The organism is Bradyrhizobium sp. CCBAU 53338 (assembly GCF_015291665.1).
Classification (GTDB): Bacteria; Pseudomonadota; Alphaproteobacteria; order Rhizobiales; family Xanthobacteraceae; genus Bradyrhizobium.
Map to the genome: position 1 here is coordinate 362,846 of NZ_CP030049.1, position 26,219 is coordinate 389,064.

Here is a 26,219-nt window from a genome sequence, read left to right on the forward strand (position 1 = left end):
GCTGCGCATATGCGCCCCGTGCTCGAGGTGGCGGACATCCTCCGCCGCCACGGCGGCGCCTTCCGTGCCGCGCAGGGTCCTCGGCTGTCCTCCGATCAGCGCCGTGTGATGGCGGCCATCGAGGCGTGTCGCACAGCGACGCTCGGCGGCCACGTCGAGCGGTGCGACGACTGCGGCCTGGTCCGCGTCGCCTATAACAGCTGTCGCGATCGGCACTGTCCAAAGTGCCAAGCGCTCGCGCGCGCCCAATGGCTCGCCGAGCGCCAGGCCGACCTGCTGCCGGTCCCCTATTTCCATGTCGTCTTCACCGTGCCGGCGCCGGTGGCCGCCATCGCGCTGCAGAACAAGACGGCGGTCTACGACATCCTGCTCAAGGCAGCAGCCGAGACGATCCGTCTCATCAGCGCCGACCCGAAGCATCTCGGTGCCGAGACCGGGATGATCGCCATTCTCCATACCTGGGGCCAGACCCTGACGCATCATCCGCATGCCCATTGCCTCGTGCCAGGCGGCGGGATCGCCCCTGATGGAAGCTGGGTTCATTGTCGCCCCGGCTTCTTCCTTCCCGTTCGCGTCCTGTCACGATTGTATCGTCGGCTGTTCCTGGAGCGCCTGCAGGCGGCGTTCAATGGCACCAAGCTCCAGTTCTTCGGCCATCTCGCGCACCTCGTCGAGCCAGCGGCATTCGCCCGCCATCTAACCGCCCTCCGCAAGGTCGAGTGGGTCGTCTACGCCAAGCGTCCCTTCGGCGGACCAGAACAGGTTCTGGCCTATCTCGGGCGCTACACCCATCGCGTTGCAATCGCCAACGGCCGGCTCCTTACCTGTGACCAGGGCCACGTCCGCTTCCGGTGGAAGGATTATCGCGCTGGCAACAGATCCAAAGTGATGACGCTCGACACTGAGGAGTTCCTTCGTCGCTTTCTGCTCCACGTATTGCCGAAGGGGTTTCGCCGCATCCGTCATTTTGGCTTCCTGGCGAACGCCTGCCGCGTCGCCAAACTCGCGCGCATCCGAGCGGCGCTAAAGGCGCCAGAGCCGCCTCCGCCTGCCGAAGCTGTCGACTATCGTGAGCGCTGCGCCATCCTCATTGGTCACCGCCTCGACTTGTGCCCCATCTGCGGAGGCCGCATGGTCGAGATTGGGCCTGTGCCGCGTGCGCAAACGCCGCGACGCGCAGCACCTCGCTGCGATACATCATGACCGACTACCTCGACTTGTTCGCTCCCACTGCAGGCATCGCCATGCCGACGTTCTCCGTCGGAACGATCAAGCACGCTCACAACGCGCGGCGAACGGGCGATAGTCAGCCGCTTGGGCTTGACGCGCCGTTCGACGCTATCGACGCCGGCATCCTCTGCTGCCAATATCAACGGCAATCTGCGGCCACACTCGCTCGCGGGCCCGACATCGGGTCAATCGCGCCTACCGGCGCCTAGATCGAGCCCCCATAGGTCCTCGCTCACAAGACGCGGCTTCGTTCAATCCAGCTTCAAATAGGTCCCGCGCTGGACTTGCGGCGAGATCTGCGACGCGGGACCTATTTGAACCCTCCAGTATTCCGACGCAATCCGGCCACCGATTCCGACGGAAGTCGGCCACCCATTCCGATCGAAGCCGGCCACCCTGTTGAGACCGCCTGACGCTCTCGAAGACGGCGATCGAATCGCGGACCAGCCCACCTTTGCGACCAAGCAAGGGAAGGTCTGATGCCCGCCGAGAGAGCGCCGATGCGGAAGGTTCGAGAAGTTTTGAGACTGCGGCACGCCCTTGGCGTGAGCGAGCGGCAGATCGCCGTCACGGTCGGCATCAGCCGATCGACGGTTGGCGAGTATCTGCGGCGGGCTGCCGTGATCGGCATCACCTGGCCGGTGCCGGAAGGGATGGACGACGGCGAACTCGAGCGCCGGCTGTTCACGCCGCCGACATTCGAGGAGAAGCCGGCGCGGCCGTTGCCCGACTGGAAGGCGGTGCACCGGGAGCTGAAGCGGCGCAGCGTGACGTTGCTCCTGTTGTGGGAGGAATATCGCGCGGAGCACGCCGACGGCTATGGCTACAGCCGGTTTTGCGATCTCTACCGGGAATGGAGCGAGGCGATCTCGCCGACCATGCGGCAGACGCATGGGCCTGGAGAGAAGCTGTTCGTCGACTTCGCGGGCGACACGGTGCCGGTGTTCGACGCCGCGACCGGCGCGCAGCGGCTGGCCCATGTCTTCGTCGCGGTGCTAGGAGCATCCAACTACACCTTTGCCGAGGCGCGTTGGTCGGAAGGGCTGGCCGACTGGATCGGGCTGCACGCCAATACGTTGCGCGCGATCGGCGGCGTGCCGAAGGCGATCGTCTGCGACAATCTGAAGGCCGGCGTCACCGCCACCTGTCGCTATGAGCCGGGCATCAACCGCACCTACCAGGAGCTGGCCGAGCACTACGGCACCGCGATCCTGCCCACGCGTCCGCGCAAACCACGCGACAAGGCGAAGGTGGAAGTGGCGGTGCAGATCGTCCAGCGGTTTGTGCTGGCGCGGCTGCGGAACCGGCGCTTCTTCTCGCTTGACGAACTCAACGGGGCCATCCGCAAGGCGATCGCGGACCTCAACGACTCTTATGCAGAGTCTTGTCTGATAAAATAGCTGCGACCGATAGTGGCTCGTGCCACGGCTCTGTGCGTTACGGACCTCCTCTGCGAGCGGGGCGGTAGGAGGGTGTCCGGAACGATGTGTAAGGAGGTTTCTGTGAGTTTACCTTAATTGGAGACTCACATGACCACCGATACGACGATTACCCCTGAACTGCTGGACCAGCTTCTTGCGAACTACAGCAAGCCCGAAAACCTGACCGGCGAGAATGGGCTGTTCAAGCAGCTCAAGAAGGCCTTGATCGAGCGCGCACTTGGAGCCGAGCTGACCGAGCATTTGGGCTACGAGAAGGGTGATCCTGCCGGCCGGGGCTCAGGCAACAGCCGCAACGGGACAAGCTCGAAGACGATCCTGACGGAGGATGGCGAGATCGAGATTACCGTGCCTCGCGATCGGGCCGGCAGCTTCGAGCCGCAGTTGACCGCCAAGGGGCAGACCCGGTTCGATGGTTTCGACGACAAGATCCTGAGCCTCTATGCCCGCGGCATGACGGTGCGGGAGATCCAGGGCCACCTGGCCGAGCTCTAAGGCGCCGAGGTCTCGCCCGATCTCATTAGCCGGGTGGCCGACGCCGTCCTCGATGAGGTCCGGGAATGCCAGAGCCGGCCGCTCGACGCCGTGTACCCAATCGTCTTTTTTGACGCGCTGCGGGTCAAGATACGCGACGAAGGGCTGGTCAAGAACAAGGCGGTCTACGTTGCGCTCGCCTACAATGCCGATGGCGAGAAGGACGCTCGGGCTCTGGATCGAGCAGACCGAGGGCGCCAAATTCTGGCTGCGGGTCGTCAACGAACTCAAGGCGCGCGGCGTCAACGATATCCTGATTGCCGTCGTCGACGAGCTGAAGGGGTTTCCCGAGGCGATCACATCGGTCTACCCGCAGACGCTGGTGCAGACCTGCATCGTGCACCTGATCCGTAACAGCCTTGCCTTCGTCTCCTGGAAGGACCGCAAGGCGATCCTGCCCTCGAAAGGCGATCTATCGGGCTGAGAGTGCCGACGCGGCGGCGCTGAGGCTTGCCGAGTTCGAGGCCGAATGGGGCAAGCGCTATCCCGCCATTGGCCAGATCTGGCGCAAAGCGTGGGAGCACGTAGTGCCGTTCTTCGCCTTCGCGCCTGGCATCCGAAAGATGATCTACACGACAAACGGGGTCGAGGCGCTACATCGTTCGCTGCGCAAGATCATCAAGACCCGCGGCAGCTTCCCGACCGACGAGGCGGCGCTCAAGCTGTTGTATCTCGCCCTCAGGAACGCTGGCGTTTATTGGCGGCGACCGGTTGAATGGACTGCCGCGATGGGGCAGTTCGCCATCCACTTCGGCGCGCGGTTTCCCGGAACAGCGCGCTGATGATCACAACCGACATCACGGCGCCGACCATGATCGTTTGGACCGAACCTTCGCCGTCAAGCCCCGCGCCTGCGGCGCGCCGCTGCGCGGCTTCGGGGCTTGACCGCTCGGTCCGGCCAAGCAGAATTATCGGCCATGCCGTCGATGCCAGCTTTCAATGTCTCAAACGCAAAACCCACCTTCACAGAAATCGCTTACACAAAACTTCGGACATTCCCGGCGGTAGCGGCTGCGACAACATCATCAAACTAGCCACTGACATTTATCGTGACCTCGCCCCCAAGTGTTATCCAGTCCTGAGTTCAGGTGCTCCGGGAAGGTCTGGCCACTCGGCGCGTCTTCCGACGCTTTCGCACGGGCGACCGCGAGCTCGGCGGCGATCTCCGTACCCTTAGCGCGCTCGGCTGCCGGCGCCGCCTTCAGGGCGGCAACGTCATCCGGAGCGGCGTCGCGATCCGCATTCATGCGACGCAGTGAATCACAGATTGAATGCATTGGGACTCCCAAATGTCGGCAATATGAGGATTTTCCTGGATTAGCCCCCGCTCTGCGGCCGCCAGCTCAGTTGGGGAGTCCACCAGTCGATGCCCTCGAGCATGTAAGCCATTTGCGCTGCCGAGATCGACACCGCGCCGACCGACGTCGACGGCCAGATGAACCTGCCGTGATCCAGGCGCTTGGCATAGAGCGACATGCCCAAGCCGTCATGCGAGAGAATCTTGACCAGAAGGCCGCGGCGGCCCCATAAGATATAGAGATCGCCGGCATGGGGATCGCGCTCCAAGCTTTCCTGAACCGCAAGCGCCAAACTTTGCATGGCCCGACGCATGTCGGTGTGGCCAGTCGCGATCCATACCCTGACGCCGCTCGGGAGCGGGATCATCGTCGTCGCAGAAGCTCAAAAACCCGCTGCAGCTCGTCGCGATCAACGCGAACACGACAGCCGCCGCTAAGCTCGATCTCGATGATTCCAGCCGTTGCGCGTTGCTTAGGAGGCGAAGACGCCAGTTGCGACGTGCTGATCGATGCCGGTGCACGTGTGATCTCGACAGGAACCAGAGCTGGCACCGCATCACCGCCCAGGCGGCTTGGCGCGCCTGCCGGAACAGCAAGCTATGCGAGGCACTGATTGCGCAGCAGAAGTTGCAGATCGCCAAGCTAAAGCGTCAGATCTGACGCCACCGGGGACGAGCTGGCGGCGGAAGAGGCTGTGGCAAACCGACGACGGTGCGCGGATTTACCCGCAAGCGCAGTTGGCGCTGACGTTCGAAGAGCTGGAAGTCGTGAGCCACCCCATGCCGGCGCGCGACGCCGCAGACCGTCTCGCCGGCCTGCAAACGTCTCCTCGACAGACGGACCTTCTCGTCGTAACTCCATCGCCGCCGACGCTCGGCACCCAACACATTGACCTGCATCCGCACGTGCTGACCTTGCCCCAAGTTTTATCCAGCCCTGAGTTCGCCCCGGTCGTTGGATTTGCCCAGTTGGGGGAGCGACGGGAGCTGGCGCAGAGCCTTCGGCATAACGCACAGCGCCAGATCCCGTCGCGGATGGCAGGTGTCGGCGAACTCGGACGGCGTTTTCCATCCGAGCTGAGAGTGTGGTCGTGCGTCGTTGTAGTGGGCCCGCCCGCATCCGAGCGCGACGAGGGCCTGCGCCAGTGACGTGAACAGCGTCTCGTTGAGCAGTTCGTCCCGCAGCCGGCCATTGAAGCGCTCGATGAACGCATTCTGCATGGGCTTGCCCGGCGCGATGTAATGCCAACCGACGGGGCTTTGATCGGCCCATGTCAGGATGGCGTTGCTGGTGAGCTCGGTGCCGTTGTCGCTGACCACCATCCTGGGCTCGCCGCGCTCGAACATCAGCCGGTCCAGTTCCCGCGCCACGCGGATGCCGGAGAGCGAGGTATCGGCGACTAGCGCCAAGCACTCGCGGGTGCAGTCATCGACCACGGTGAGGACGCTGAAGCGGCGGCCGCAGGTCAGCTGATCCGACACGAAGTCGAGCAACCAGCGATCGTTGCGGGCCATCGGCACCGTCATTGGCGCCCGGGTCCCAAGGGCGGCCCGCTTGCGGCCGCCGCGGCGGCGTACCGCAAGCCTCTCTTCCCCGGAACAGCTTCTTGTGGTTTGACCAGGTAGCCCTCCCGGTTGAGCAGCACGTGCAGGCGCCGACAAACAAAAACGACGGCGTTCGTGGGCGATCGCCCGCATGCGCTGCCGTAGGACGGCATCGTCCGCCCGGATTGTCAGATATCTGATGGTCATGCGGCAGCAGCCGATGGCTTTACACGCCCGCCGTTCGCTCATCCCGTGGGCAACCATGAGATACGCGACAGCTTTCCGCTTGCCCGCGGGCGTCACCATTAATGGGATGGACCGCCCCGTCCTCCTCCCTCATCATAGGAAGGGCAGACTAAAGAGGAGAGTATCATGGCCGATCGCAATTTGCCGCGACCCGCGGCTGTCTATGGAATCGACATTGGCAAGAACCTATTCCACGTCGTTGGCCTGAGCTGCGACGGCACACCTGTTCAGAAATTTCGCTTTCGAGGGGACACCCTTCTTCAGTTCTTTGCGCGCGCACAACCAAGCATAGTTGGCATGGAATCCTGCGTCGGTCCACAGTGGCTCGCCCGGAAGATACAGGCACTTGGTCACAAGGTGCGCCTGATCCCCGTGCAATTCGTGAAGCCCTACGTGAAGTCAAACAAGAACGATATCATCGACGCCGAGGCGATCGCTGAGGCCGCTACGCGACCGACAATGCGCTTCGTTGCCGTGAAGGAGGAGGACCAAGTGGATCTTCAAGCGCGTTTCCTTCGTCATTCAAACGCGCGGCAACTCGAGATTGAATATTCCGGCACCCTGACGCAAAGGTACACCGTACTCGAGGCAGAAAGCCCGCGTCTGATTGATCAGGCGTGTCCTCGAGCCGACCATCTGGCACGGATTCGCGATGCAGCGCTTCCAGTTGCATAAATGTATCCGGCCTCTCGCGAGTGGACTGCTGTTGCAGCCACGCCATGATGAGATCCGCGCACGCCGTTCCCAATAAATAGTTCGGGCAGGAAGCCCGCTTTTTTGCACAGGGCTTACGGCATGTTGATCCACTGTTTCGTCATCACTGTTCCCGAGCCTTGCAATCGAAGCCAGAAGCGTCAGGCAAGGCAGGATCTCTGCGTTCGTAGAGTGCTCCGGGCTTGTTCAAGACCACCCACACAATGCGGGCCATCTTGGCGGCTAGAGCGACAACGGCCTTGTTCGGATGCATCCGAGCCTGGAGCCCGTCGAGCCAGCTTCCTAGGCGATCGCGCGTCCGGTCCAAATGCCGGAAGCAGGATCGCGCGCCCTGCACCAAAAGCTTTCTCAGATAACGGTTGCCGCGTTTGCTGACGCCAAGCAACGTCTGTTTTCCGCCGCTCGAGTATTGCCTGGGCACTAACCCCAGCCAGGCAGCAAGGTCGCGGGCCTTGCGAAACTGCAGCCCATCACCGATCGCGGCAAGTACGGCGGTCGCACCCAATGCGCCGATACCAGGAATTGTCATCAGCCGGCGGGTGACGTCCTCTCGATCGGCAACCGCTTCGATCTCCTGTGTCAATTCGCGGATCCGTTCTTCGAGGCGGCGGAGATCGGCGAAGCGAGCGCCCACCAGGCGACGCATCACTGGCGACAAATCGGCGCACCGCTGGATCATCGTCTCTATCACGTCCGTTTGGCCTATTGCGGGTTCGCGCACGCCCACGTCGTGCTTGGCGGTGAGAGCTTCGTTGCCCTGGCCGAAGGCCTGCAGAATGCCCTCTGGTCGCTCGGTGGGGCGCCGCGGGAGCATCGGACCGACAGCCTGTCGGCCGCATTCCGCAATCTCGATTGCCATGCTCGGGATGATCTGACGCAGCGATACGAGGCCCTTTGTGCCCATTACGGCATGGGGCATTCCCGCAACAATCGAGGCGTTGCTCACGAGAATGATTCGATCGAAGGGCCCCACGGTCATCTGAAGCGAGCAATCGCGGATGCCTTGCTGCTGCGCGGAACTGTCGACTTCGACGATCTTGCCACCTATCGCGGCTTCATCGACGAGATCGTCAGCCGCCGCAATGCCCGCAACGCCAAGCGGATCGATAGCGAGCGCGTGGTGTTGCAGGAGCTGCCCGATCGGCGCACCTCCGACTACGAAGAGGTGATCGTCCGCGTGACATCGTCCGGCGGCTTCACCCTGCGCAAGGTGTTCTACACGGTGCCATCGCGCCTGATCGGTCACCGGCTGCGGGTGCGCCTTTACGATGATCGTCTCGAGATTATCGGCACGTGATCCATTCCCTGCGGCGCAAGCCGATGGCGCTTCTCAATCTGGTCTACCGAGATCGGCTGTTCCCGCGCGATGCCTATTGGAAGACCTTCGATCGGTTGCGCGAACGCTTGCCGGACAAAAAAGCCTGCCGGATCATGGTCGATCTCCTCGCGCTCGCTCATGAACGCGGCTGCGAGACCGAACTCGCCGATCAGCTCACCGCCGACCTCGAGGCCGGCCGACTGCCTGAACCTAACCGGCTGCGCGCTCACTTCGCTCCTGACCCGCCCACCTGCCGAACGTCGTGGTGCAGCTCGCACCCCCTTGCCACCTACGAATGCCTCATCGGTACTGCCGAGATCGGAGGTGCCGCATGAGCGTAGCCAATACCGTTGATACCGCGCGCCTCAATCTGTTGCTCAACGAGCTCCGCCTCCCGGCCATCAAGGTGCTGTGGGCGCAATTTGCCGAGCAGTCCGACAAGGAAGGTTGGCCAGCGGCCCGCTTCCTCGCCACCATTGCCGAGCACGAGATCGCCGAACGCGGTCGCCGGCTCACCGAGCGCCATCTCGTCGAGGCGCGGCTGTCTGCTGGGAAGACCTTCGGCGGCTTCGACTTCGAGGCCGTGCCGATGATCTCCAAGGCGCAGGTGATGGCGCTCGCCGCCGGTGACAGCTGGTTGGGTAAGGGTGCCAATTTGCTCCTGTTCGGGCCGCCCGAGTCCGATTCATACTGCCCACCTCGTTATGCCATTATAGTTCAAGCTCTCTTTGGCGGAGATCGCCAGACGACGGGCGCCGGAAGCGCCGCGCCTGCGCGGCGTTCCTGACCTCGGGGTGCTCCAGATCAGGCGCCTTGATCACCCAGGGTGCGCCCTTGCACAGCTGGTGCGCGGGCAAGCTTCGCTCCGCGATCAGACGGCGAACCGTCGATGGGCTGACCGTCAACGCAGCGGCGGCTTCATCCAGAGTAATTTCTCCTCTCTCCATGCGTTCGCCTTCCCGGTAGGGTGCGATAGCTTGCTGGTTGCGCAAGTGACGAACGCGGGCGCGGGTCCAGCTGTTACCGTGCCCCGTCGACTTGCCGCTCGGTCGAGGACCGCCGCGATCGTGCCGTCGGGCATCTGGCGTGCCAGAACACGCAGGAGATCGATGACATCTGCGGATGTGCTCCAGCGGTGTTGGCCCGTGCGGTTCTTTCTGGTCTCTAGCGCTGTGTGATCGCCGCCCTGCCAGTGGATCACAAGCTCAATTGCCGCATCGCCGACGCATACAACGATTTCGTGGATTAAGGTTCGGATGATCCCCTTGCGCGTGGCAGGCGTCGCCCCAGGACTGTTCCAGGCCCGCTCCAAATCGGAGCCAAGCGCAAGCAGCCGCTCGCGATCCGCCTCGCTCAGAGGACTCTCCGGCTTGGCCAACAGTGCACCGCGCTCTTCCTCGAGCGCGCGGACGGCCAGCAGACGTTCATTCCAACGTCGCTCCAGCTCGCCGGCGACCAGGCGATTGTCGGGATCGACAGCCTCATATCGCCGACGAGCCCGAGTGGCCTCATAGCGCGCTTGCTCACGCTTGGGCAGGCGTATCTCGCTGTGAACGCCGCCAACCCAGTGGACGACGAGGACGATCTCGGAGGCCGCATCATCGATATCGGCTACGACCTCATGGATGAGGGTGCGCACAATGCGCTTCTTGAGGCGAGCATCCGTCGTCGGCGCATCCCAGACCGTTCTGAGGTTCGAGGCCAGAACGCCGAGCGAGGCTGGATCAGCAATGGGGGCAGGCATCGCCGCATTATGCGTGGCGATTTTGCCCTCGACCTCCGCTGCGTGAGCGAGCGTCCTGTTCCAGCGCGCTCCAAGCTCGCCCGCCACCAGCCGGCTCGCGGGGTCAGCGGCATCGTATTGCCGGAAAAGCCTGGTCGGCGGCATAGCGCGCCGCTTCGAGATCGCGACTGAGAGCATCGCGCACCTGATCGCGCCGTTCCCCTGGCTTCCTTGGCGGCAGCGGTTGCGGCGGCGATAGCGCCCGGACCGATGACGCCAAGCAGTGCTTCCTCGATTGCATCATCGACGGGCAGTCCGCCGAAGCCGATGCAGTGAGGGCCGCCATTGTCCATCCAGGCGCGGCTACAGCTATAGCGCGGGATATGGTGGTTCATGCCGGAGTACCGGAGTGTGAGCTTGCGACCGCAGCGCTTGCACCGGATCAGACCGGCCAGCAGCGCGTCACCATGCTTGGGCGCGCCGTGATGCCGACCGGTGGGAGCGTTGCTGCTGACCATGGTGCGGATCGCCTCGAACCTCTCCCAGCTCACATACCCGTCGTGGGTGTTGGGCTTCAGCGCCAGCCATTCGCTCCGCGCCTGCGGCGGATCTTCACGCTCACACCCACGGCGCTGTATCCCGCCGCGACAGCCGTCTTACCATAGGCATAGGCGCCGCCGTAGACCGGGTTCTCAATGATCCGGTGGATGGCGGAGTAGCTCGGTCGCCGCCAGGCCGTTGCGCCGTTGGTCCGCTTCACCGGCAGATCGAGATTGTACTCGTGGAGCCAGCAGAACGGTCGCGCGCTGCCGAGTTCCTCGACCTTGTCGAACACCAGCTTGATCGCTCCTGGACACGCCGATCCGGATCTTTCTCATAACGGTCGCCGGCCTTCACGAAGCCGACGGGCGCTGCCACAACCAACTCGCCCCGGCGCGCCTTCTCGTAGCGGGCCGAGAGCGAGCGCTGGCGCAACAGATCCAGCTCGTACTCGTTGAGGCTGCCCTTGAGCCCGAGCAACAGGCGATCGTTACCGTGCCTTGGCGCGTAGATCGTCTCCTGATCGATCAGAACGGTATCGACCACGCGGCACATCTCGATGAGTTGCTGCCAATCCCGTCTGTTGCGAGCGAAGCGCGAGACTTCGCGGGCGCAAACCGCACCAACTTTACCGAGGCAAACCTCCGCTACCATCCGCTCGAAGCCGGCGCGTTGTACGCCGCCGGCGGCTGAGCGACCGAGATCATCATCGATCACTTCAACCTCTGACCATCCGAGTGCCGTCAGTCGGTCCCGCATGGCGTATTGCAACGCGCCGCTCTCGCGATTGTGTAGCACCTGATGTGCTGAGGATTGACGCACGTAAAGTATCCCCTTCTCCAGATGATGAGGCCTGACCTTGTCAGAGATCATGACCGACCTCCTTCGCGCGCGGCGTCGCTGTCGTCGCGGCATGGTCGAGGATCAACTGCGTCATCAGACTCGTAAGGGCCGCCTGCGCTTCCGCCGGAAGCTCCGACCATGTGGGCGCACCGGTGGCGCCGCTCGACAGGCCGCTCCCGAACAGATCCATCTGCTGCGGCCGCGGTTGTTGATTGTGTCGGTATCCGCTCCCTGGCATTGCCGTCTGGCGTGACATGAGTCGCTCCCCGATTCTGACCGTGAGAGCCTCTGGATGCGCCAGAAAGCAGGGCAGCTGATGGCGTTCGATCCTTCAACGCCAGATCGAGAAGCGCAGAAAGCGCCGCAAGCGCATCGATGCTGACAAACGGTTGAGCTGTCAAAAGCTCGGCGTCAGGGCATGCCGTCCGGTCGAACATCCCTGCTGGCACTTCCAGCCAACGATCTCCTTGCGATCCGTCCAAGGTGCAGCGAAAAACAACATCAAAGCCTTGTCGACGGCTCCATGAACGCAAACTCGGCGCCCAAACCATGGATGATGCCGATAAAGAACCTCGCGAAGAACGGTCCTGTGGCCGTTCTCAAACGTTGTTGTACAACGAACACCGCGGACACTCGGCCATCGGCTATATCAGCTCGGTCGAGATGGAGCGCAAGGTGGGATTAGCTTAACGGGGTGTCCATCAAACCGGCAGCACGCTCAGTGATCACCGGGGAGCGCCGACGGCGTCGGTGGACGAGCGAGGAGAAGGCCCGGATCGTGGCGGAGAGCTTTGAGGAGGGTGCGAACATCTCCGAGGTTGCGCGGCGCAATGGCGTTTCGCGCGGGCTGCTTACGGTGTGGCGCCGCCAAGTTGCGGCGGCGGTGGGGGGCAAGGCACCGAACTTCGTGCCAATCCAAATTGGTCCGGGGATCGATCGCGGGACAGCGGGCGAGCATGAACGTATTTCCGGGCTACAGACGAGGCCTTTGGAGATCGCCGCGCCGCCGGCCAAGGTTTGCGGAGTTGTCGAGATCGAGGTGAACGGGGCGCGCATCCGGGTCGAGCCGGACGTTGAGCTGGCGACGCTGTCGACCGTGCTGGCGGCGCTTCGGGGTATCCGGTGATTGCGCTACGCTCTGACCTCAAGGTGGTGCTGGCGACACAGCCGGTCGATTTCCGCAAGTCGGTGCATACGCTGTCGGCACTGGTGAGCGAAGCGCTGCGTGCGAATCCGTGTTGTGGGGACGTCTTCGTGTTCCGCAGCAAACGCACGGACAGAGTGAAGCTTCTGGCGTGGGACGGCAGCGGCATGGTGCTGATGACGAAGTGGTTGCACCAGGGGCACTTCACCTGGCCGCCGATCCGCGAAGGCGTGGTGCATCTGACTGCGACACAGCTCGCGATGCTGCTCGACGGACTCGAGTGGACGCGCGTCTCGCCCAAGCCGGTGAAGCAGCCGGCCGTTGTCGGCTGAGAGGAGAGGATTTCGCTGGAGCCTGCGCCGCGCGGATGTATGGTCCATTTATGGCGATTCGCCCGGACGTCCTCTCGACTGATCCCGCCGCTCTAACAGAGATGGTGCTCGCGCTCGACGCCGAGAACGAGAAGCTGCGTGTTGCGATGCAGACGCTCAAGGAGATGATCTTCGGGAAGCGCTCGGAACGGCTTGCCACGCTCGTGGCCGAGCAGCTTGAGCTTGAGCTTGACGATCTTGAGACCAGTGTCACGCCGCCGGCAGCTGCCAACGACGATGCACCTGCGGTGAAGCCGTCCGATAAGCTACGTAAGAAGGCGCGCCGCAACATCGGCGCGTTGCCCAAGCATCTGCCGCGCTGTGAGCAGGTCCTGGAGCCGGAGGTGACGGCCTGCCCGTGCTGCCAGGGCCAGCTTCACAAGATCGGCGAGGACGTCAGCGAGGTGTTGGAGTGATCCCGGCGCTCCTGCGCGTGCTGCGCACGATCCGTCCCAAATACGGCTGCCGCGGCTGCACCGATGGCGTGGTCCAAGCCAAAGTGCTGCCGCGCCTGATTGAGGGCGGCATGGCGTCGACGGCCCTCGTGAGCCATGTGGTGGTCTCGAAGTTCGCCCGGTATTTGCCGCTGTACCGGCAAGTTCAGATCCTGGCCGGCCACGGCATCCATCTTGACCGCGCGACACTCGCGGTTGGGTCAAACGTACCGCCTTGTGGCTCAGGAGCCTTTATGAGCTGCAGCTGCGGATCATTCAGGCTGCGCCGCGCGTGTTCTGCGACGAGACGCCGATGCCGGTGCTTGATCCAGGACGACATCGTCCCCGCATCTGCCAGTTCTGGGCGCATGCTATGGATGACCGGCCATGGGGTGGCCCCTCGCCGCCGGCGGTTACCTACGTATTCGCCGACGGCCGCGGCACCGAGGAGATCGCCGGACAGTTGATGGGCTTTTGCGGCGTTCTGCAGGTGGACGGTTATGCCGCCTACAAGGCGCTGGCCCGCCGTCATGGCGGCGCGATCCAGCTCGCCTTTTGTCTCGCCCATGCTCGACGCAAATTCGTCGAGGTGTACAAGTCCACGCAGTCGCCATTCGCGCGCGACGTGATTGAACGGCTGCAGGCGGTCTATGCGATCGAGGCAGAGATCCGCGGCAGCAGTGCGGAGCAGCGGCTGGCCGCCCGCCGCACCAGGAGCGCCCCGTTGATGGTGGCGCTCAATGCGCGACTGATTGAGATGGTAGGTCAGCTGTTTTCCCAATCGAAGCTGACAGAGGCGATCAACTATGCGCTCAATCACTGGGACGGACTGACGCTGTTTCTCAGCGACGGCCGCGTCGAGGTCGATTCCAACACGGTCGAGCGTTCCATGCGCCCGATTGCCATGGGAAGACGCAACGCCTTGTTCAGCGGTAGCGAAGGTGGTGCCGAGAGCTGGGCCATCCTCGCGTCGCTCGTGAACACCGCAAAGCTCCATGAGCTCGATCCGCAAGCCTATCTGACCGACGTGCTGGAGCGCATCGTCTCCGGTGGAACCAAGAGCCATCAACTGCACGAACTGCTCGCCTGGCACTGGAAGGCGGCGCGCCAGCGCACCGCACAGGCCGCGGCATGAGCCCGCGTCGTCATAAAGCAGCGTCGTCAATGGCCGCAGCCGAGATGCCACTTGAGGAGCTCGAGCGATGGCTGCAGGCTCGGGTCGATCAGCAACCTGCCGCCACCAATCTCCCCATGCTCGACGGCTACGTCGCCGCAATCGTGGCCGGACCGGTGTCGATGAGCCCACTCGACTGGATCTGCCCGCTGCTCGCCATCGATGCCGATGCCTTCAACCACAGCGGCACCCCGGAGTTTGCAGCCATATCGGCTGTCGCCCTGCGTCACAACGACATCAGCAACACCCTCTCGACCGCACCCGACAGGTTCGCGCCGATGCACCGGCGTAAACCCAGTGGAGACGTGGATCCGCGACCATGGTGCCAAGGCTTCTACGCCGCGATGCGGCTCAAGCTATTGGCGTGGGCACCGTTGCTGGACACCGGCAACGTCAATCACGGCCTACTTCTACCTATCCTGCTGCACTGTCGCGACGATCAGGGCCGACCGCTGCTTGGACCACCACGAAGCGGCCGCGAGACCAAGAAATTTCTGCGTAACGCCCACGCCGATATTCCCGCGGCGGTCGAAGCCTTGCGGCAATACTGGATGCCGATCCGCTACGCCCGCGCTCACTGATCACTGCGGTCGTGGGAGCTCATGCCGGTTACAGTTAGTCGGCTTGGCGCGGGAGCTTCCATTCCCAGGCAGCAGTTCGCGCAGACGCGAAGCGGGAAGATCGGCGATCCGGGCGAGGACGTCGGAGAGCCGGGCTTTGGGATCGACATCGTTAAGACGACAGGTGGTGATCATCGTCAGCATGATGGCGGCGCGTTCGGCGCCGCGCAGGCTGCCGGCGAAGGTCCAATTGCGCCTTCCCAAGGCGATGCCGCGCAACGCTCTTTTGGCGGCGTTGTTGCTGAGGCAGATCCTGCCATCGTCGAGGAAGCGGGCAAAGTCGGCTCAGCGCCTGGCATGTAATTCGTGGGCTTCAGGACCTCGGAGGAGCGCGAGAGGGTTTCTCGCTCGCGCAGCAGCCAGGCGTGCATGTCGTCGAGCAGCGGCTTAGCGCGATCGGGGAGCTGGTTTACCCTTGCTGCCTACCCTGGCGTTCTTCTCGATATCGGCCAACTCGAAGAAGCCCCGCCGCGCATGCGCGAAGCAGAATGCCGGCGTGATCGGCATCGCTTTCCTTTGCGGGTCGAACAACGGCTCGAAGCCGCTATAGCAATCGGCTTGCAGGATGCCGGCGAAGGCGGCCAGATGCCTCTGGGGATGCTGGCCTCGCCGGTCGGGTGAGGCGTAATAGACCGCAGCCGGCGGCGCCGGCCCACCGAAGGGCCGGTCATCCCGCCCATAACTCCAGCTCCGGCGGGTCGTGCACTTGCCCTTCGCCAGGACGCGGATGGTGGTGTCGTCGCCATGAAGGCGCTCGACTGCGAGTACATGACGCTCGATCAGCTGGAAGAGCGGCATGATGGCGAAGGTTCCGTGGCCGACCTGGTCAGCGAGCGTCGACAATGGCAGGTCGATCCTCTCGCACTTGGTTGAGCGGGATATGCATGCCGAACTGTGCGTCCAGCGAAGGCTGGCATGTTCAGCAGGAGTAAGTCCTGCCGGGGAAAAAGTTAGCTCCCCGTAGTGTGGGTAGCAGAGGAGATAGAAATAGAACCTTTGAAGCCTATCGACAAAACTCCCTTGGGGAGACCACGAGTCATCGGGCCGTATCAAAAGAGAACGCGTTGTGGCCTCGAAAATGCTGAAAACCGAAAGTCGAGCCTGCAGTTTAGGGGCGAAGGCAGCATGATCCATCGAATGCTAACTGACACGACGGGTCATTTCGGCGGGGTGAAAGCGACAGCACGGTGACAAGGACATGCCGAGCAACTGGAGAAGCCTTCATCCCGGAGAGAAATCGCCGGAAGAAGGTAGGTCGTATAACCGGAGATCCCGGGAAATCGACCGAAGATGAGAAGGTGGCGGCCGGGACTGGAGTAGCGATGAAGCGGAGTAACTCCCGTGGAGCAAAGGGTCCCTGCCATTTGTGATGTCTCTAACGTAAGGAAGGCAAGGACGAGATGATAAAGGCGTCCATCGATTTGCAAGACCTGAGGCGGAGACTATACGTCAAGGCGAAGGCTGAACCGTCCTGGCGTTTCTGGGGTCTATACGTCCACGTGTGCAAGATGGAGACCCTGCGCGCAGCGTATGAGATGGCGAAAGAAAACGACGGCGCACCGGGAATAGACGGGGTGCGCGGCGGCGATCAGGGTGAGACTCCGTATTGCCTCACCTATCGATGCTCCCGAGTGCGATCGGTTGCCTCATTTATTTTGCTCCCGGCTTGGGTTGAGGAGGAGGCCGGGTGCGGAGATGGCCGGGGTTTCGGAGCGCCCGGCCTCCTCCGCTGGCGTCTGCCACATCATTGGGTTGTTGTGACCTCATGCCCCAGCAGCGTTTCCTCCGTAGGAACGAACAACAACGCGTTCGCTTGCTCGCTGCGCCAGGATTTAAGCCTACGCTGAAGCGTTCGAAGAAGCTTGTTCGGATAGGCTCCAGGATATTCCGCCTGCAACCGGGAGAGCAGTTCGCTACCAGTCCGCCAAGGCTCGGCTTCAAACCATTTTCGCAAATCTAGCGTTGCCCGGATGAGCGGGTCGGGACGCCGCCGGCCTCTTTTCGCTTTCACGATTGGCCGATCCGTCGGTCGCATAGCTCCGTCTTTCCAGGCGGTTCGTAGGCTTGCCAGGAAGAGATCGATCGGTTGCGATGCCGCAGCAGGATGGGCGATTGGCTGCGTATCAGCGAGCGCCGCGAGGCGTTCCTGCGCGCCGCGGATGTCGCGCAACAACGCGACCGGGTCGAGAGCGGCATAGATTTCTTGGAGATGGTGACGAATCGCATCGGGCGTGCGGGCGTCGGCGGCCAAGCGCTGGTGTGGCGTTGCCGGTGCGCTGTATGTCTTACGCACACGAGCACCGTCGCGCTGCTTGGCCATCAGTTTGAATGAGGGTTGGAAGAAGTTCACGAACAGCCGCGCCGATCGATAGAGTTCAGCCAGCAGCTTGGCCGCTTCCAGGCCCTCGAGCCGACGATAGCCGACCATCCTGCGCACGACGGCACCGTTCTTCTGCTCGACGAACGCCTGGTCGTTCTTCCGGTAGGGCCGGCAACGCGTGAAGACGATGTTGGCCGCATCGCAGTAGGCTTTCAGCGTCTCATTCATGAACACCGTATCATTGTCCGTATCGAGGCCGATCAGCGCAAAAGGCAATTGTTTGCGCAATTCCGTCAACACCGTGCTCAACAGTGTTTGTTCGCGCACGATCAGAGGAGCGCACTCCGTCCAGCCGGTAGCAATGTCGGTGAGCACGAGGGTCTGGATGAAGCTGCCGCGCGCCGATAGACCGCTATGCGCTACAAGGTCAGCCTCGACGAACCCCGGCGCCGGATCGTTCCAATCTGCCGACGTCCGTATTGGAATACTGCGACGCAACGAGTGCGTCGCGTGCCGTCGGCGCTTGCGACCTAATCCTTCTCGGACCCGTGCCAACGCGCGGTCGATCGTCGCAGCACTCATTGCCAAAAGTTTGTCGCGGATCTCGGGAGCAAGGTCGAGGTGGCCGTGCCGTTCCATCGCTTCAATCAGCGCAGGCATTAACGCCTTCAGCCGCTTCCCGCAGATCCGGTCTGACGCCTCCCAAAGCAGCAAGAGCGCGTTGTGTTCCGCCTCATTATAGATCCGACGTCGCGCCCGTCGGCCTGCGCTTACGTCTTCCTGGCCTCGAAGTAGACGCATCGCATGTTTGCGATGGAATCCGGTGATGTCGACGAACTCGTCTAATATCCGCGCCTTCTTCGCACGATCCGAACGCCGATAGCGCGCGCCCGCCGCCGCCGTCAGTTCCTTCCGCGTTGCCATGCTCAGCCACCCCATCTGCGCCCCCGCTTGTTCCCGATCCAGGGGAGCAATTTACGTGAGGCAACGGCTCAGCATCCGGTAACAATTAAGGCGAGGCAATGCGCGCTCTCATCCTGATTGTCGCGCTATAACGGGGTGACGTTCGAAGCCATCGAAGCGCGAGGCGTGGAGTCTCTGCTCGAGCAATTACGAGACGAACTGATCGAGCGCACTTATAAGCCACTTCCATCAAGGAAGCGGGAAATACCGAAGGACGGGGGCTCCAAGGTCCGCGTTCTGTCGATTCCGGCTATCCGCGACAGAGAGGTACAGGGGCGCTCAAGCTCATACTCGAACCTGTATTCGAGGCGGATTTCCAACCGGGATCGTTCCCAAGCGGACAACACATGAAGCGATCAAGCGAGTTGCTAAAGCAATAGCTGAGCGGAAGACGCGGGTTCTCGATCTTGATTTGCGGGCCTACTTCGACAACGTCCGGCATGATCGGATTCTGGAGAAGGTAGCCCTGCGGGTTGATGATGGGGACGTCATGCATCTTCTGCGGCTTGTGCTGAAAGCTTCTGGCAAGAAAGGCGTTCCGCAAGGCGGCGTAATTTTCACCCTTGCTCAGTAACCTCTACCTCAATGAGGTGGACAAGATGCTGGAGCGAGCACGTGAAGTTACACGTCGCGGCAAGTACACCAATATCGAATATGCACGTTTTGCTGACGATATGGTTGTCTTGATCTATGCCCACCAGCGACATGACTGGCTGCTCGGCGCTATAAACAAGCGCTTGCGGGAGGAGTTCGCCAAGTTACAGGTTGAGGTGAATGATGAGAAGAGTCGCATAGTTGACCTGGCCCGAGGCGAGAGCTTCGGCTTCCTGGGAATCGACTTCCGCTATCTCCGCAGTCTGCGCGGAGTGATGCGGCCGTATTACACGCCCAAGCTCAAAAAGCGGACGGCGCTTCTGCGGGGGCTCAAGGAAGTGTTTGGCAGCTATCGGTCGCAACCGATTAGTCGGGTGATAAGCCTGATCAATCCAAAGCTCCGAGGATGGGTAAACTACTTCCGGATAGGCGATTCCAGTAAATGCTTCCCTACATCAGAGACTGGGTAGAGAGGAAGGTCAGACGCCATCTGGCGAAGGCACGGAAACAAAAGGGCTTCGGCTGGAAGCAGTGGAGTAACTCGTGGCTGTACGACACCTTGAAGCTGTTCAACGGCTACCGGGCGAGTGCCGCCGAAGTAAAAGCTGCTCCAACATGATAGGTCCATAAGCCTTGTCATGAAGCAAATGGGAGCGCGTAGTGCGGGAAATCTGCATGCTGCGTGCGATGTGGCGGGGGCTGGAAACGTGCATGACCGGGAAAACTGGTTAAGCGGCGCGCCAGTCCTCGACCCCACTGTCGAACAGGATCGTCGCCAGCAATTGCGGACCGATGAAGCCGCGCGGCGTGGCATGGAACGGTGCCGGCGGCTGGCTGATCTTCTCGCAATCGCGGCAAGTGAACTTCTCTCGCACGGTCTCGATGACCTTGAACCGGCGCGGGATCTCCCAACGTCTCGGTCACATCCTCGCCCAGTGCTGCAACAAGCCGTTCCTTCTCATCCTGCGACCACCGGCGCCGCCGCTCGGCCGATGTGATCACCTCCGCCCCTCGAAATCGGCATAGTGCTTCTCCCAGGATTACCCGTAGGACCTGCAGCGTTCGCGTCCGTCAAACAAGACGGCCCGCAACGGAGGAATACCACAGAGTCACCTGCTCTCCTTCTTCAGATGAACTGAAGGGCCACCGCCGCCAGAGGTGCGATAAATGGCTTGCGCCCAGTCGAAGGGCGAGAAGATCTCTCCGCTCGCGTTTGCCAGCACCTTCCGCACCACCATTGGGTCGTTAGGGCGCGCGACCTGCCCCATTCGGACGTAGTTCCTAGGATTGACAAAGTCCGTGTAACTGGGCATTTGCCGCGGCGGCCCGGTGCTACTTGAGTTAGCTCAGAACGGATCGGGTCGCCTCACGGTGAGGATGACCTTCACTCATGAAGCGCGCCCGATGTGCGACACGTGCCGGGCGTGGAATGCGGAGTTTCTAAACGCTTGCGGGCTCCCTGGCGAGTTCGTCAATGACTTGCCTGGTTGCCTGATAGGCAAGCTCGACAATCTCATCAATCTCGCCTTCCGAGACGACAAGAGGCGGAGCAAAACCCAGAATATCGCCATGCGGCATTGCCCGAGCAATAAGTCCCCGCTCGCGAGCAGCCTTCGAGATGCGGGCGCCGACTTTGAGCTGGGCGTCGAACCGTCGCTTCGTGTGACGGTCCGCGACAAACTCGATAGCGCCGAGCAAGCCGACGCCGCGAACTTCGCCAGCGATCTCCAATTGAGCGAACCTTTCCTTAAGCCGCTTTTGAAAGTGCGCGCCGACCACCCTGGCGCGATTGCTGAGCTGCTCCTTTTCAACGATATCGAGCACTGCGTTGGCGGCGGCGGCAGCGATCGGATGACCCGAGTAGGTGTAACCGTGTGAGAATGCGCCAACGCGATCGGCGGCCCCCTCCATAACAGAGTAAACCTTCTCCCCCACGATGGCTGCCGAGAGCGGCATGTAGCCCGAGGTGAGCCCCTTGGCGACCGTTACGAGATCCGGCTCCATCCCGTATAGAGTACTGCCAAAGTCGGCCCCGGTTCGCCCGAATCCACAGATCACCTCATCGGCGATGAGAAGAACGTCATACCGCCTGAGTACGGCCTGAATCTCCCGCCAATACCCGCTGGGCGGCGGTGTGATGCCTCCGGTACCAAGGACAGGCTCGGCAATAAACGCGCCGACCGTTTCCGCGCCCTCCCGCACAATTAGCTCTTCGAGTTCGGCCGCACGCCGACGAGAAAAGGCCTCCTCCGATTCCCCGTGCTCAGCGCCCCAATAATGGTGGGGAGTGCCTGTGTGCAGAATACCCGGAAACGGAAGGTCCATTTGATCGTGATAGAACGACATTCCCGTCATTGATCCAGAAATGACCGAGCACCCGTGATAACCGCGCTCGCGAGAGATGATCTTCTTCTTCTTCGGCTGACCACGCAGATTGTTGTAATACCAGACGAGCTTGGCCTGAGTTTCGTTGGCATCCGATCCGGAAAGTCCGTAGAAGACTTTGCTGGCGTTTCCCGGTGCCATTTGCACGAGGCGATGCGAAAGCTTTGCGAGCTCTTCGGTCGTGTGAGCAGCGTACGTGTGGTAATATGCGAGCTGATAGGCCTGCCTTGCGATGGCCTCGGCAACTTCGGTACGCCCATAGCCGATATTGACACAGTAGAGACCGGCAAAGCCATCGATGTATGTTCGGCCCTCCGCATCCCGAATGGATATCCCTTTACCACCTGTGACGATTGTGGGATCGCCAAGCTTGCCGCTCGCGAAATCCTTCAGCTGCGTGAAGGGATGCAGAACACTGGAACGATCTCGCTCAGCGATGGTCTTGATATCAATCATATAGTTCTCCTATGCCGCCAAATCGCCGAAACAGACGTATTTGTGTTCCATGTACTCTGCTAAACCGTGCTTCGACCCTTCTCGTCCGAGTCCGGACTGCTTCCAGCCTCCGAACGGAATGGGCGGTCCAGTAAAGGAAGCTGTATTGATTCCGAGCATGCCGCACTCGATCTGCTCAGAAAGGCGGAGCGCCCGGCGAAGGTTGTTTGTGTAGATGTATCCAGCCAGCCCCATTTCGCTGGCGTTCGCCCTGGATACAACCTCCGCCTCAGAATCGAACGGGAGCACGGCAGCAACCGGCCCGAAGGTTTCTTCATGCGTGATCAGCATGTGGTCGGTGACATCGCTGAGCAACGTCGGAGGAACGAAGTTTGCACCCAAACTTGCGCCCTTGTCGGCGCAAAACACCCGCGCCCCCTTTTTTGCGGCGTCGTCGATGTGGGCCCTGCATTTGTTGGCAACCGACAGCTTTGTCATCGGCCCTATATCAGTTGTCGTTTCCAGGCCGTGCCCGACTCTGAGCTGAGAAATAGGGGTGGCAAACGCCTCGACGAAGGCGCGGTAGATCTTTCTATGCACGTAGATGCGATTGGCGGCGAGACAGTCCTGGCCCGAAGTGGTGAACTTTGCGTCCATCGCTCCCTTAACCGCCTTGTCGACATCGACGTCGTCAAAGATGATGCACGGAGCGTGGCCCCCCAGCTCAAGCGACACTTTCTTCACGGTTTGTGCCGCCTCTGCCAGAAGCAGGCGCCCAACTTCGGTAGAACCAGTAAACGAAAGAGCTCGCACCCTCGTATCGCGCAACAGTGGTTTCGAAAGCTCGATTGAATCACCGACAAGCACCTGAAATACGCCACGCGGAATACCAGCTTCTTCGGCCAACCTAGCCAGGGCAAGGGCCGACAATGGCGTCTCGGGAGCCGGCTTCACGACGATCGGGCAGCCCGCGGCAAGAGCAGCTCCCGCCTTTCTCGTGATCATCGCGATTGGAAAATTCCATGGCGTGATCGCCGCCGCAACACCGATTGGCTGCATTCGCACATGAAGCAGGCTTCCCGCTTTGTGACTCGGAATGGTCTCGCCATAGGTGCGCTCGCCTTCAGCGGCAAACCATTCCAGAAAGCCCGCGCCATATGTGATCTCGTAGCGTGCCTCCGCCAGAGGCTTTCCTTGCTCGCTGGTCATAAGAACGGCGAGATCCTCTGAATGGCCGCGGATCAGGGACGCCCAAGATTTGAGGATCACTCCTCGCTCGGTGGGCAGCAGACGCCTCCATGCAACAAACGACTTCTCTGCTGCTCCGATTGCCAGCTCCATGTCGGCCGCCGAGCAACGGGCAGCTTCCGCGATTTCCTCCCCCGTCGCGGGGTCGACAACCGCGTCCTTCTGCCCGCCGTCCGTCCACTTGCCGTCGATGAACGCTGCCCCCGCTAAAAAGTCTCGTCGTCTGAGAGTTCGAAGGTGCCGCATAGCGAGGCCACCCCACTCCGGGCGTCTGTGCCGAAAGCCTTGAACACCCATTTTGAAACTCCCGCGCCGTCACTTATTGAAATTGCTGGAGTAATCAGGATACTAGTGACGCAAACAGATTTGCGTCGCATTTTCGGTGCGCGGGATGAATTCCTGCAAAGCATTGATGCCTTGCGACGAAACGCAGCTTAGGGCTGGAGACAACCGCTATGCGTTACGATCGGATAGATGCACGCATCCTGGAGATCGTGCAAAAAAACAATCGCCTCACGTCCGAGGTCATTGGCGAAATGGCGGGGCTTTCCCCCACGGCGTGTCAGAGAAGGTTGAAGAGGCTCCGTTCGGAAGGAATCATTGAGTCGGATGTGTCCATCGTCTCGGCAAGAGCAGTGGGAAGGCCGATTCAGATGCTTGTCCTCGTGAATCTCGAGCGGGAGCGCTCCGATATCATCGACAAATTCAAGAAGGCCATCAAAACGTCGAGTGAAGTCGTAAATGGCTTCTATGTCACGGGCGATGCAGACTTCGTTCTGTACATAACGGCTCGCACGATGGAGGACTACGAGCTTTTCACCAGACGCTTCTTTTACGAGAACCCCGATATTAAGGGGTTCAAAACCATGGTCATCATGGACCGCGTAAAATCGGGGTTTGCAGTTCCAATCGAAATGCCACCGGACAGATAAGCGATCTTTGATCGCGACGTCCCGACGGTCCAGCTGTTTTGAGCACTCGTGAAAGAATGAGAACCATACCGAAAGCTCTGACAATTCTGACTTCTCACAATCCTCTTCAACCCAAAACAGGCCTAACGAACTCGCCCCAGTGGGCTTGGTCGAATTACGTGCCAGAATGGTGCTTGAAAGCAAAAAAAGGAGGGGCCACTCCAAGGGTGGCCCCTTCAAGTTAGGGAGGAAACGCCCCTAGGGGGCCTGGGAGATCAGGCCGCAGCCTGTTCGATCGGTGAAAATGGTAGGCCGAGACTCTCTGCCACTGCCTTGTAGGTCAACCGGCCCCGATAGACGTTCAGGCCAGCGCGCAAGTGCGGATTTTCAAGCACGGCCGCAAAGCCCTTGTTTGCCAAAGCCAAGCCAAAAGGCAAAGTTGCGTTGTTGAGGGCCTGACTTGAGGTAAGCGGGACTGCACCGGGCATGTTGGCAACGCAATAGTGGATCACGCCGTCGACTTCGTAGGTTGGATCAGCATGGGTGGTGGCACGCGACGTCTCAAAGCAACCGCCTTGATCGATCGCGACGTCAACGACCACAGAGCCTTGCTTCATCGAGCTCAGCATCTTGCGCGACACCAGCTTCGGTGCACTGGCTCCTGGGACGAGCACGGCGCCAATAACGACGTCTGCGGCAGAGACTTCCTCTTCAACGCTGTCGATGGTCGAGTACCTGGTGCGGACGCGGCCCTCGAATAGCTCGTCCAGTTCGCGAAGGCGGTTGATCGAACGGTCGATGACGGTGACTTCCGCACCCAAACCGGCTGCCATTCGGGCGGCATGCGTACCGACGACACCGCCACCGATGACAACGATACGAGCGGGCTGAACGCCAGGCACGCCGCCGATCAATAACCCCCGCCCGCCGCTGTACCGTTTTAGGGCCGCGCCGGCAGCCTCGATCGTGAGCCGGCCCGCGACTTCGCTCATTGGCGCAAGCAACGGCAAGCCCCCGTTCGAGTCGGTGACGGTTTCATAGGCGATCGCTGTGCAACCCGATTTCAGCAGTCCTTTTGCCTGCTCCGGATCGGGCGCCAGATGCAGATAGGTGAAGAGGATCTGATTCTCTCGGAGCTGGACCCATTCGGACGGCTGCGGCTCCTTGACCTTGACTACCATCTCGCTCGATGCAAACACCTCCCGAGCAGCCGCGGCGATTGTTGCACCGGCCTTCCGGTATTCCTCGTCGCTTGCCCCGATGCCAGCGCCGGCATTGGCCTCCACCAATACTTGGTGGCCGGCAGCCACATATTCCCGGACAGCTCCAGGGGTCAGGCCCACGCGATATTCGTGTGTTTTGATTTCCTTGGGAACACCGACTTGCATCTTGCAATCTCCGCTTTTGCTGAACCACTTCTAATCGGAACCACGCGGTGAAATTGAGAAGGGACCGGCGAACGACGCAGAAATTCAGCAACCTCGGCGTTCTTGCGCACAATTCCAGCAGAGTGCGCGAGATGGTGATGGTTTGCTATTCCTGGCGCCGCAATCGGCACAGTGGCAGCCGACACATCGATCCAAAGGAAGTTTCGCACAGCGATTTTCACGTATTTAACGGCCTTCGGTTCCTCCACGGGGCTCTGGGCGAAACATCCCCTCTGTCCCGCTCCACGCAAAAGCTGCATGAATCCCGGCGGATATTTATGGCGGAACAGTTGCCCAGCAACGCGCGCATGCCGCCAGGGCTCGCCGATCGAATGGCAACGATACGCTCAGAGATTGTGAGCATCATGGAGCGGCTGTCAATGATCGCTCGAAAGCGGCCTTTCCGATTGTGACGATCGCGTCCACCTTCGGTCTTGGTGATGACGAGCGCAGGCGCGAGCCCGGGATATTGCGATGGACTACGGCTCGGCGCAATCAGCACCGCGACCGGGCCACCTATCTGCGGACGCCTAGTGTTGAAAACCGGTGTCCTCGTGCAAGAAGGCGAGTGCTGCGAGCGAGAGTGGCCCATTGTTCTCCTTTGAGAGACCTTAACGCACTAGCGGCAGGCCTGGAATCGCTGAGGCCGCAGCGGATTGCGCGTCAGAGTTCGAATAGCTCGCGCGGCAACTTCGTGAATGGTTCACCTGCAACGTCGGTATGCGGAAGGTTTCGCTGATCACATAACCACGTCTTCATCGATC

Annotated in this window: 15 protein-coding genes and 11 pseudogenes; 13 read left to right on the plus strand and 13 right to left on the minus strand. The window is 61.4% G+C overall.

Annotated elements, in window-relative coordinates:
* Positions 1–9: 9 nt before the first annotated feature.
* From XH90_RS35885 to XH90_RS35900, 4 genes and pseudogenes are all read left to right on the plus strand, one after another.
* The gene (locus tag XH90_RS35885; protein WP_128929833.1) at positions 10–1,203 is read left to right on the plus strand and encodes an IS91 family transposase; all 1,194 of its coding nucleotides are present in this window, start codon (positions 10–12) and stop codon (positions 1,201–1,203) included.
* The gene (locus tag XH90_RS35890; protein ID WP_128929832.1) at positions 1,200–1,439 is read left to right on the plus strand and encodes a hypothetical protein; all 240 of its coding nucleotides are present in this window, start codon (positions 1,200–1,202) and stop codon (positions 1,437–1,439) included. Before XH90_RS35885 ends, XH90_RS35890 begins: the two co-directional genes overlap by 4 nt.
* A gap of 336 nt (positions 1,440–1,775) precedes the next feature.
* Positions 1,776–2,630, plus strand: coding sequence for an IS21 family transposase (gene istA / locus XH90_RS35895; RefSeq protein WP_194482919.1), 855 nt, complete (start codon positions 1,776–1,778; stop codon positions 2,628–2,630).
* A gap of 129 nt (positions 2,631–2,759) precedes the next feature.
* A pseudogene (locus tag XH90_RS35900) lies at positions 2,760–3,985 on the plus strand (IS256 family transposase).
* A gap of 535 nt (positions 3,986–4,520) precedes the next feature.
* Here XH90_RS35900 and tnpB (XH90_RS35905) read toward each other — a convergent pair.
* The 3 genes and pseudogenes from tnpB (XH90_RS35905) to XH90_RS35915 all read right to left on the minus strand — a co-directional run.
* On the minus strand, positions 4,521–4,868 hold the full coding sequence (gene tnpB, locus XH90_RS35905) for an IS66 family insertion sequence element accessory protein TnpB (protein WP_128929859.1): 348 nt from the start codon (positions 4,866–4,868) through the stop codon (positions 4,521–4,523).
* Between the two features lie 430 nt (positions 4,869–5,298).
* A pseudogene (locus XH90_RS39975) lies at positions 5,299–5,400 on the minus strand (hypothetical protein); the annotation flags it as partial.
* A gap of 27 nt (positions 5,401–5,427) precedes the next feature.
* Positions 5,428–6,351, minus strand: a pseudogene (locus XH90_RS35915) (IS3 family transposase); the annotation flags it as partial.
* A gap of 66 nt (positions 6,352–6,417) precedes the next feature.
* On the opposite strand from XH90_RS35915, the pseudogene XH90_RS35920 reads away from it, so the two are divergent.
* A pseudogene (locus XH90_RS35920) lies at positions 6,418–6,777 on the plus strand (transposase); the annotation flags it as partial.
* A gap of 331 nt (positions 6,778–7,108) precedes the next feature.
* Here the strand turns inward: XH90_RS35920 and XH90_RS39305 are convergent.
* Positions 7,109–7,666: pseudogene (locus tag XH90_RS39305) on the minus strand (IS110 family transposase); the annotation flags it as partial.
* On the opposite strand from XH90_RS39305, the pseudogene XH90_RS35930 reads away from it, so the two are divergent.
* Positions 7,667–8,658 (plus strand): annotated as a pseudogene (locus XH90_RS35930) (IS21 family transposase); the annotation flags it as partial.
* Positions 8,655–8,999, plus strand: a pseudogene (locus tag XH90_RS35935) (ATP-binding protein); the annotation flags it as partial. The pseudogenes XH90_RS35930 and XH90_RS35935, both read left to right, overlap by 4 nt.
* Positions 9,000–9,033: 34 nt before the next feature.
* On the opposite strand, the gene XH90_RS39310 reads toward XH90_RS35935, so the two are convergent.
* From XH90_RS39310 to XH90_RS35950, 3 genes and pseudogenes are all read right to left on the minus strand, one after another.
* Complete coding sequence (locus tag XH90_RS39310) at positions 9,034–9,270, minus strand: helix-turn-helix domain-containing protein (protein ID WP_232995628.1); 237 nt, start codon at positions 9,268–9,270, stop codon at positions 9,034–9,036.
* A pseudogene (locus XH90_RS39980) lies at positions 9,225–11,459 on the minus strand (recombinase family protein). Before XH90_RS39980 ends, XH90_RS39310 begins: the two are co-directional and overlap by 46 nt.
* Positions 11,449–11,685, minus strand: coding sequence for a hypothetical protein (locus tag XH90_RS35950; RefSeq protein ID WP_210326194.1), 237 nt, complete (start codon positions 11,683–11,685; stop codon positions 11,449–11,451). The pseudogene XH90_RS39980 and the gene XH90_RS35950 overlap by 11 nt, the downstream one beginning before the upstream one ends.
* Before the next feature lie 438 nt (positions 11,686–12,123).
* Between XH90_RS35950 and XH90_RS39985 the strand changes: the two genes are divergently transcribed.
* From XH90_RS39985 to XH90_RS35970, 4 genes and pseudogenes are all read left to right on the plus strand, one after another.
* Positions 12,124–12,555, plus strand: a complete 432-nt coding sequence (locus tag XH90_RS39985; RefSeq protein ID WP_128955120.1) for a transposase — start codon at positions 12,124–12,126, stop codon at positions 12,553–12,555.
* Positions 12,552–12,905 carry an IS66 family insertion sequence element accessory protein TnpB gene (gene tnpB / locus XH90_RS35960; protein ID WP_128955119.1) on the plus strand — a complete coding sequence of 118 codons (354 nt, stop codon included), beginning with the start codon at positions 12,552–12,554 and terminating at the stop codon, positions 12,903–12,905. Before XH90_RS39985 ends, tnpB (XH90_RS35960) begins: the two co-directional genes overlap by 4 nt.
* 50 nt (positions 12,906–12,955) lie before the next feature.
* A pseudogene (locus XH90_RS35965) lies at positions 12,956–14,513 on the plus strand (IS66 family transposase).
* Between the two features lie 29 nt (positions 14,514–14,542).
* Positions 14,543–15,133 (plus strand): UPF0149 family protein, encoded by a 591-nt coding sequence (locus XH90_RS35970; RefSeq protein WP_128955118.1) that lies wholly within the window; start codon positions 14,543–14,545, stop codon positions 15,131–15,133.
* A gap of 34 nt (positions 15,134–15,167) precedes the next feature.
* On the opposite strand, the pseudogene XH90_RS35975 reads toward XH90_RS35970, so the two are convergent.
* Positions 15,168–16,067 (minus strand): annotated as a pseudogene (locus XH90_RS35975) (transposase); the annotation flags it as partial.
* Between the two features lie 849 nt (positions 16,068–16,916).
* Complete coding sequence (locus XH90_RS35980) at positions 16,917–18,431, minus strand: ISNCY family transposase (protein WP_128955117.1); 1,515 nt, start codon at positions 18,429–18,431, stop codon at positions 16,917–16,919.
* A gap of 623 nt (positions 18,432–19,054) precedes the next feature.
* On the opposite strand from XH90_RS35980, the gene XH90_RS39320 reads away from it, so the two are divergent.
* Positions 19,055–19,519 carry a group II intron maturase-specific domain-containing protein gene (locus XH90_RS39320; RefSeq protein WP_232995625.1) on the plus strand — a complete coding sequence of 155 codons (465 nt, stop codon included), beginning with the start codon at positions 19,055–19,057 and terminating at the stop codon, positions 19,517–19,519.
* Positions 19,520–19,807: 288 nt separating this feature from the next.
* Here the strand turns inward: XH90_RS39320 and XH90_RS35990 are convergent.
* From XH90_RS35990 to XH90_RS36000, 3 genes and pseudogenes are all read right to left on the minus strand, one after another.
* A pseudogene (locus XH90_RS35990) lies at positions 19,808–19,994 on the minus strand (IS66 family transposase zinc-finger binding domain-containing protein); the annotation flags it as partial.
* A 495-nt stretch (positions 19,995–20,489) separates the two neighbouring features.
* Positions 20,490–21,890, minus strand: coding sequence for an aminotransferase (locus XH90_RS35995; RefSeq protein ID WP_128929856.1), 1,401 nt, complete (start codon positions 21,888–21,890; stop codon positions 20,490–20,492).
* A gap of 9 nt (positions 21,891–21,899) precedes the next feature.
* Positions 21,900–23,414, minus strand: coding sequence for an NAD-dependent succinate-semialdehyde dehydrogenase (locus XH90_RS36000; RefSeq protein WP_128929855.1), 1,515 nt, complete (start codon positions 23,412–23,414; stop codon positions 21,900–21,902).
* A gap of 158 nt (positions 23,415–23,572) precedes the next feature.
* Here XH90_RS36000 and XH90_RS36005 point away from each other — a divergent pair, with 158 nt between their 5' ends.
* The gene (locus tag XH90_RS36005; protein ID WP_128929854.1) at positions 23,573–24,049 is read left to right on the plus strand and encodes an Lrp/AsnC family transcriptional regulator; all 477 of its coding nucleotides are present in this window, start codon (positions 23,573–23,575) and stop codon (positions 24,047–24,049) included.
* Between the two features lie 254 nt (positions 24,050–24,303).
* Here the strand turns inward: XH90_RS36005 and ald are convergent, their stop codons facing one another.
* Positions 24,304–25,416 carry an alanine dehydrogenase gene (ald, locus tag XH90_RS36010; protein WP_128929853.1) on the minus strand — a complete coding sequence of 371 codons (1,113 nt, stop codon included), beginning with the start codon at positions 25,414–25,416 and terminating at the stop codon, positions 24,304–24,306.
* Between the last annotated feature and the right edge of the window lie 803 nt (positions 25,417–26,219).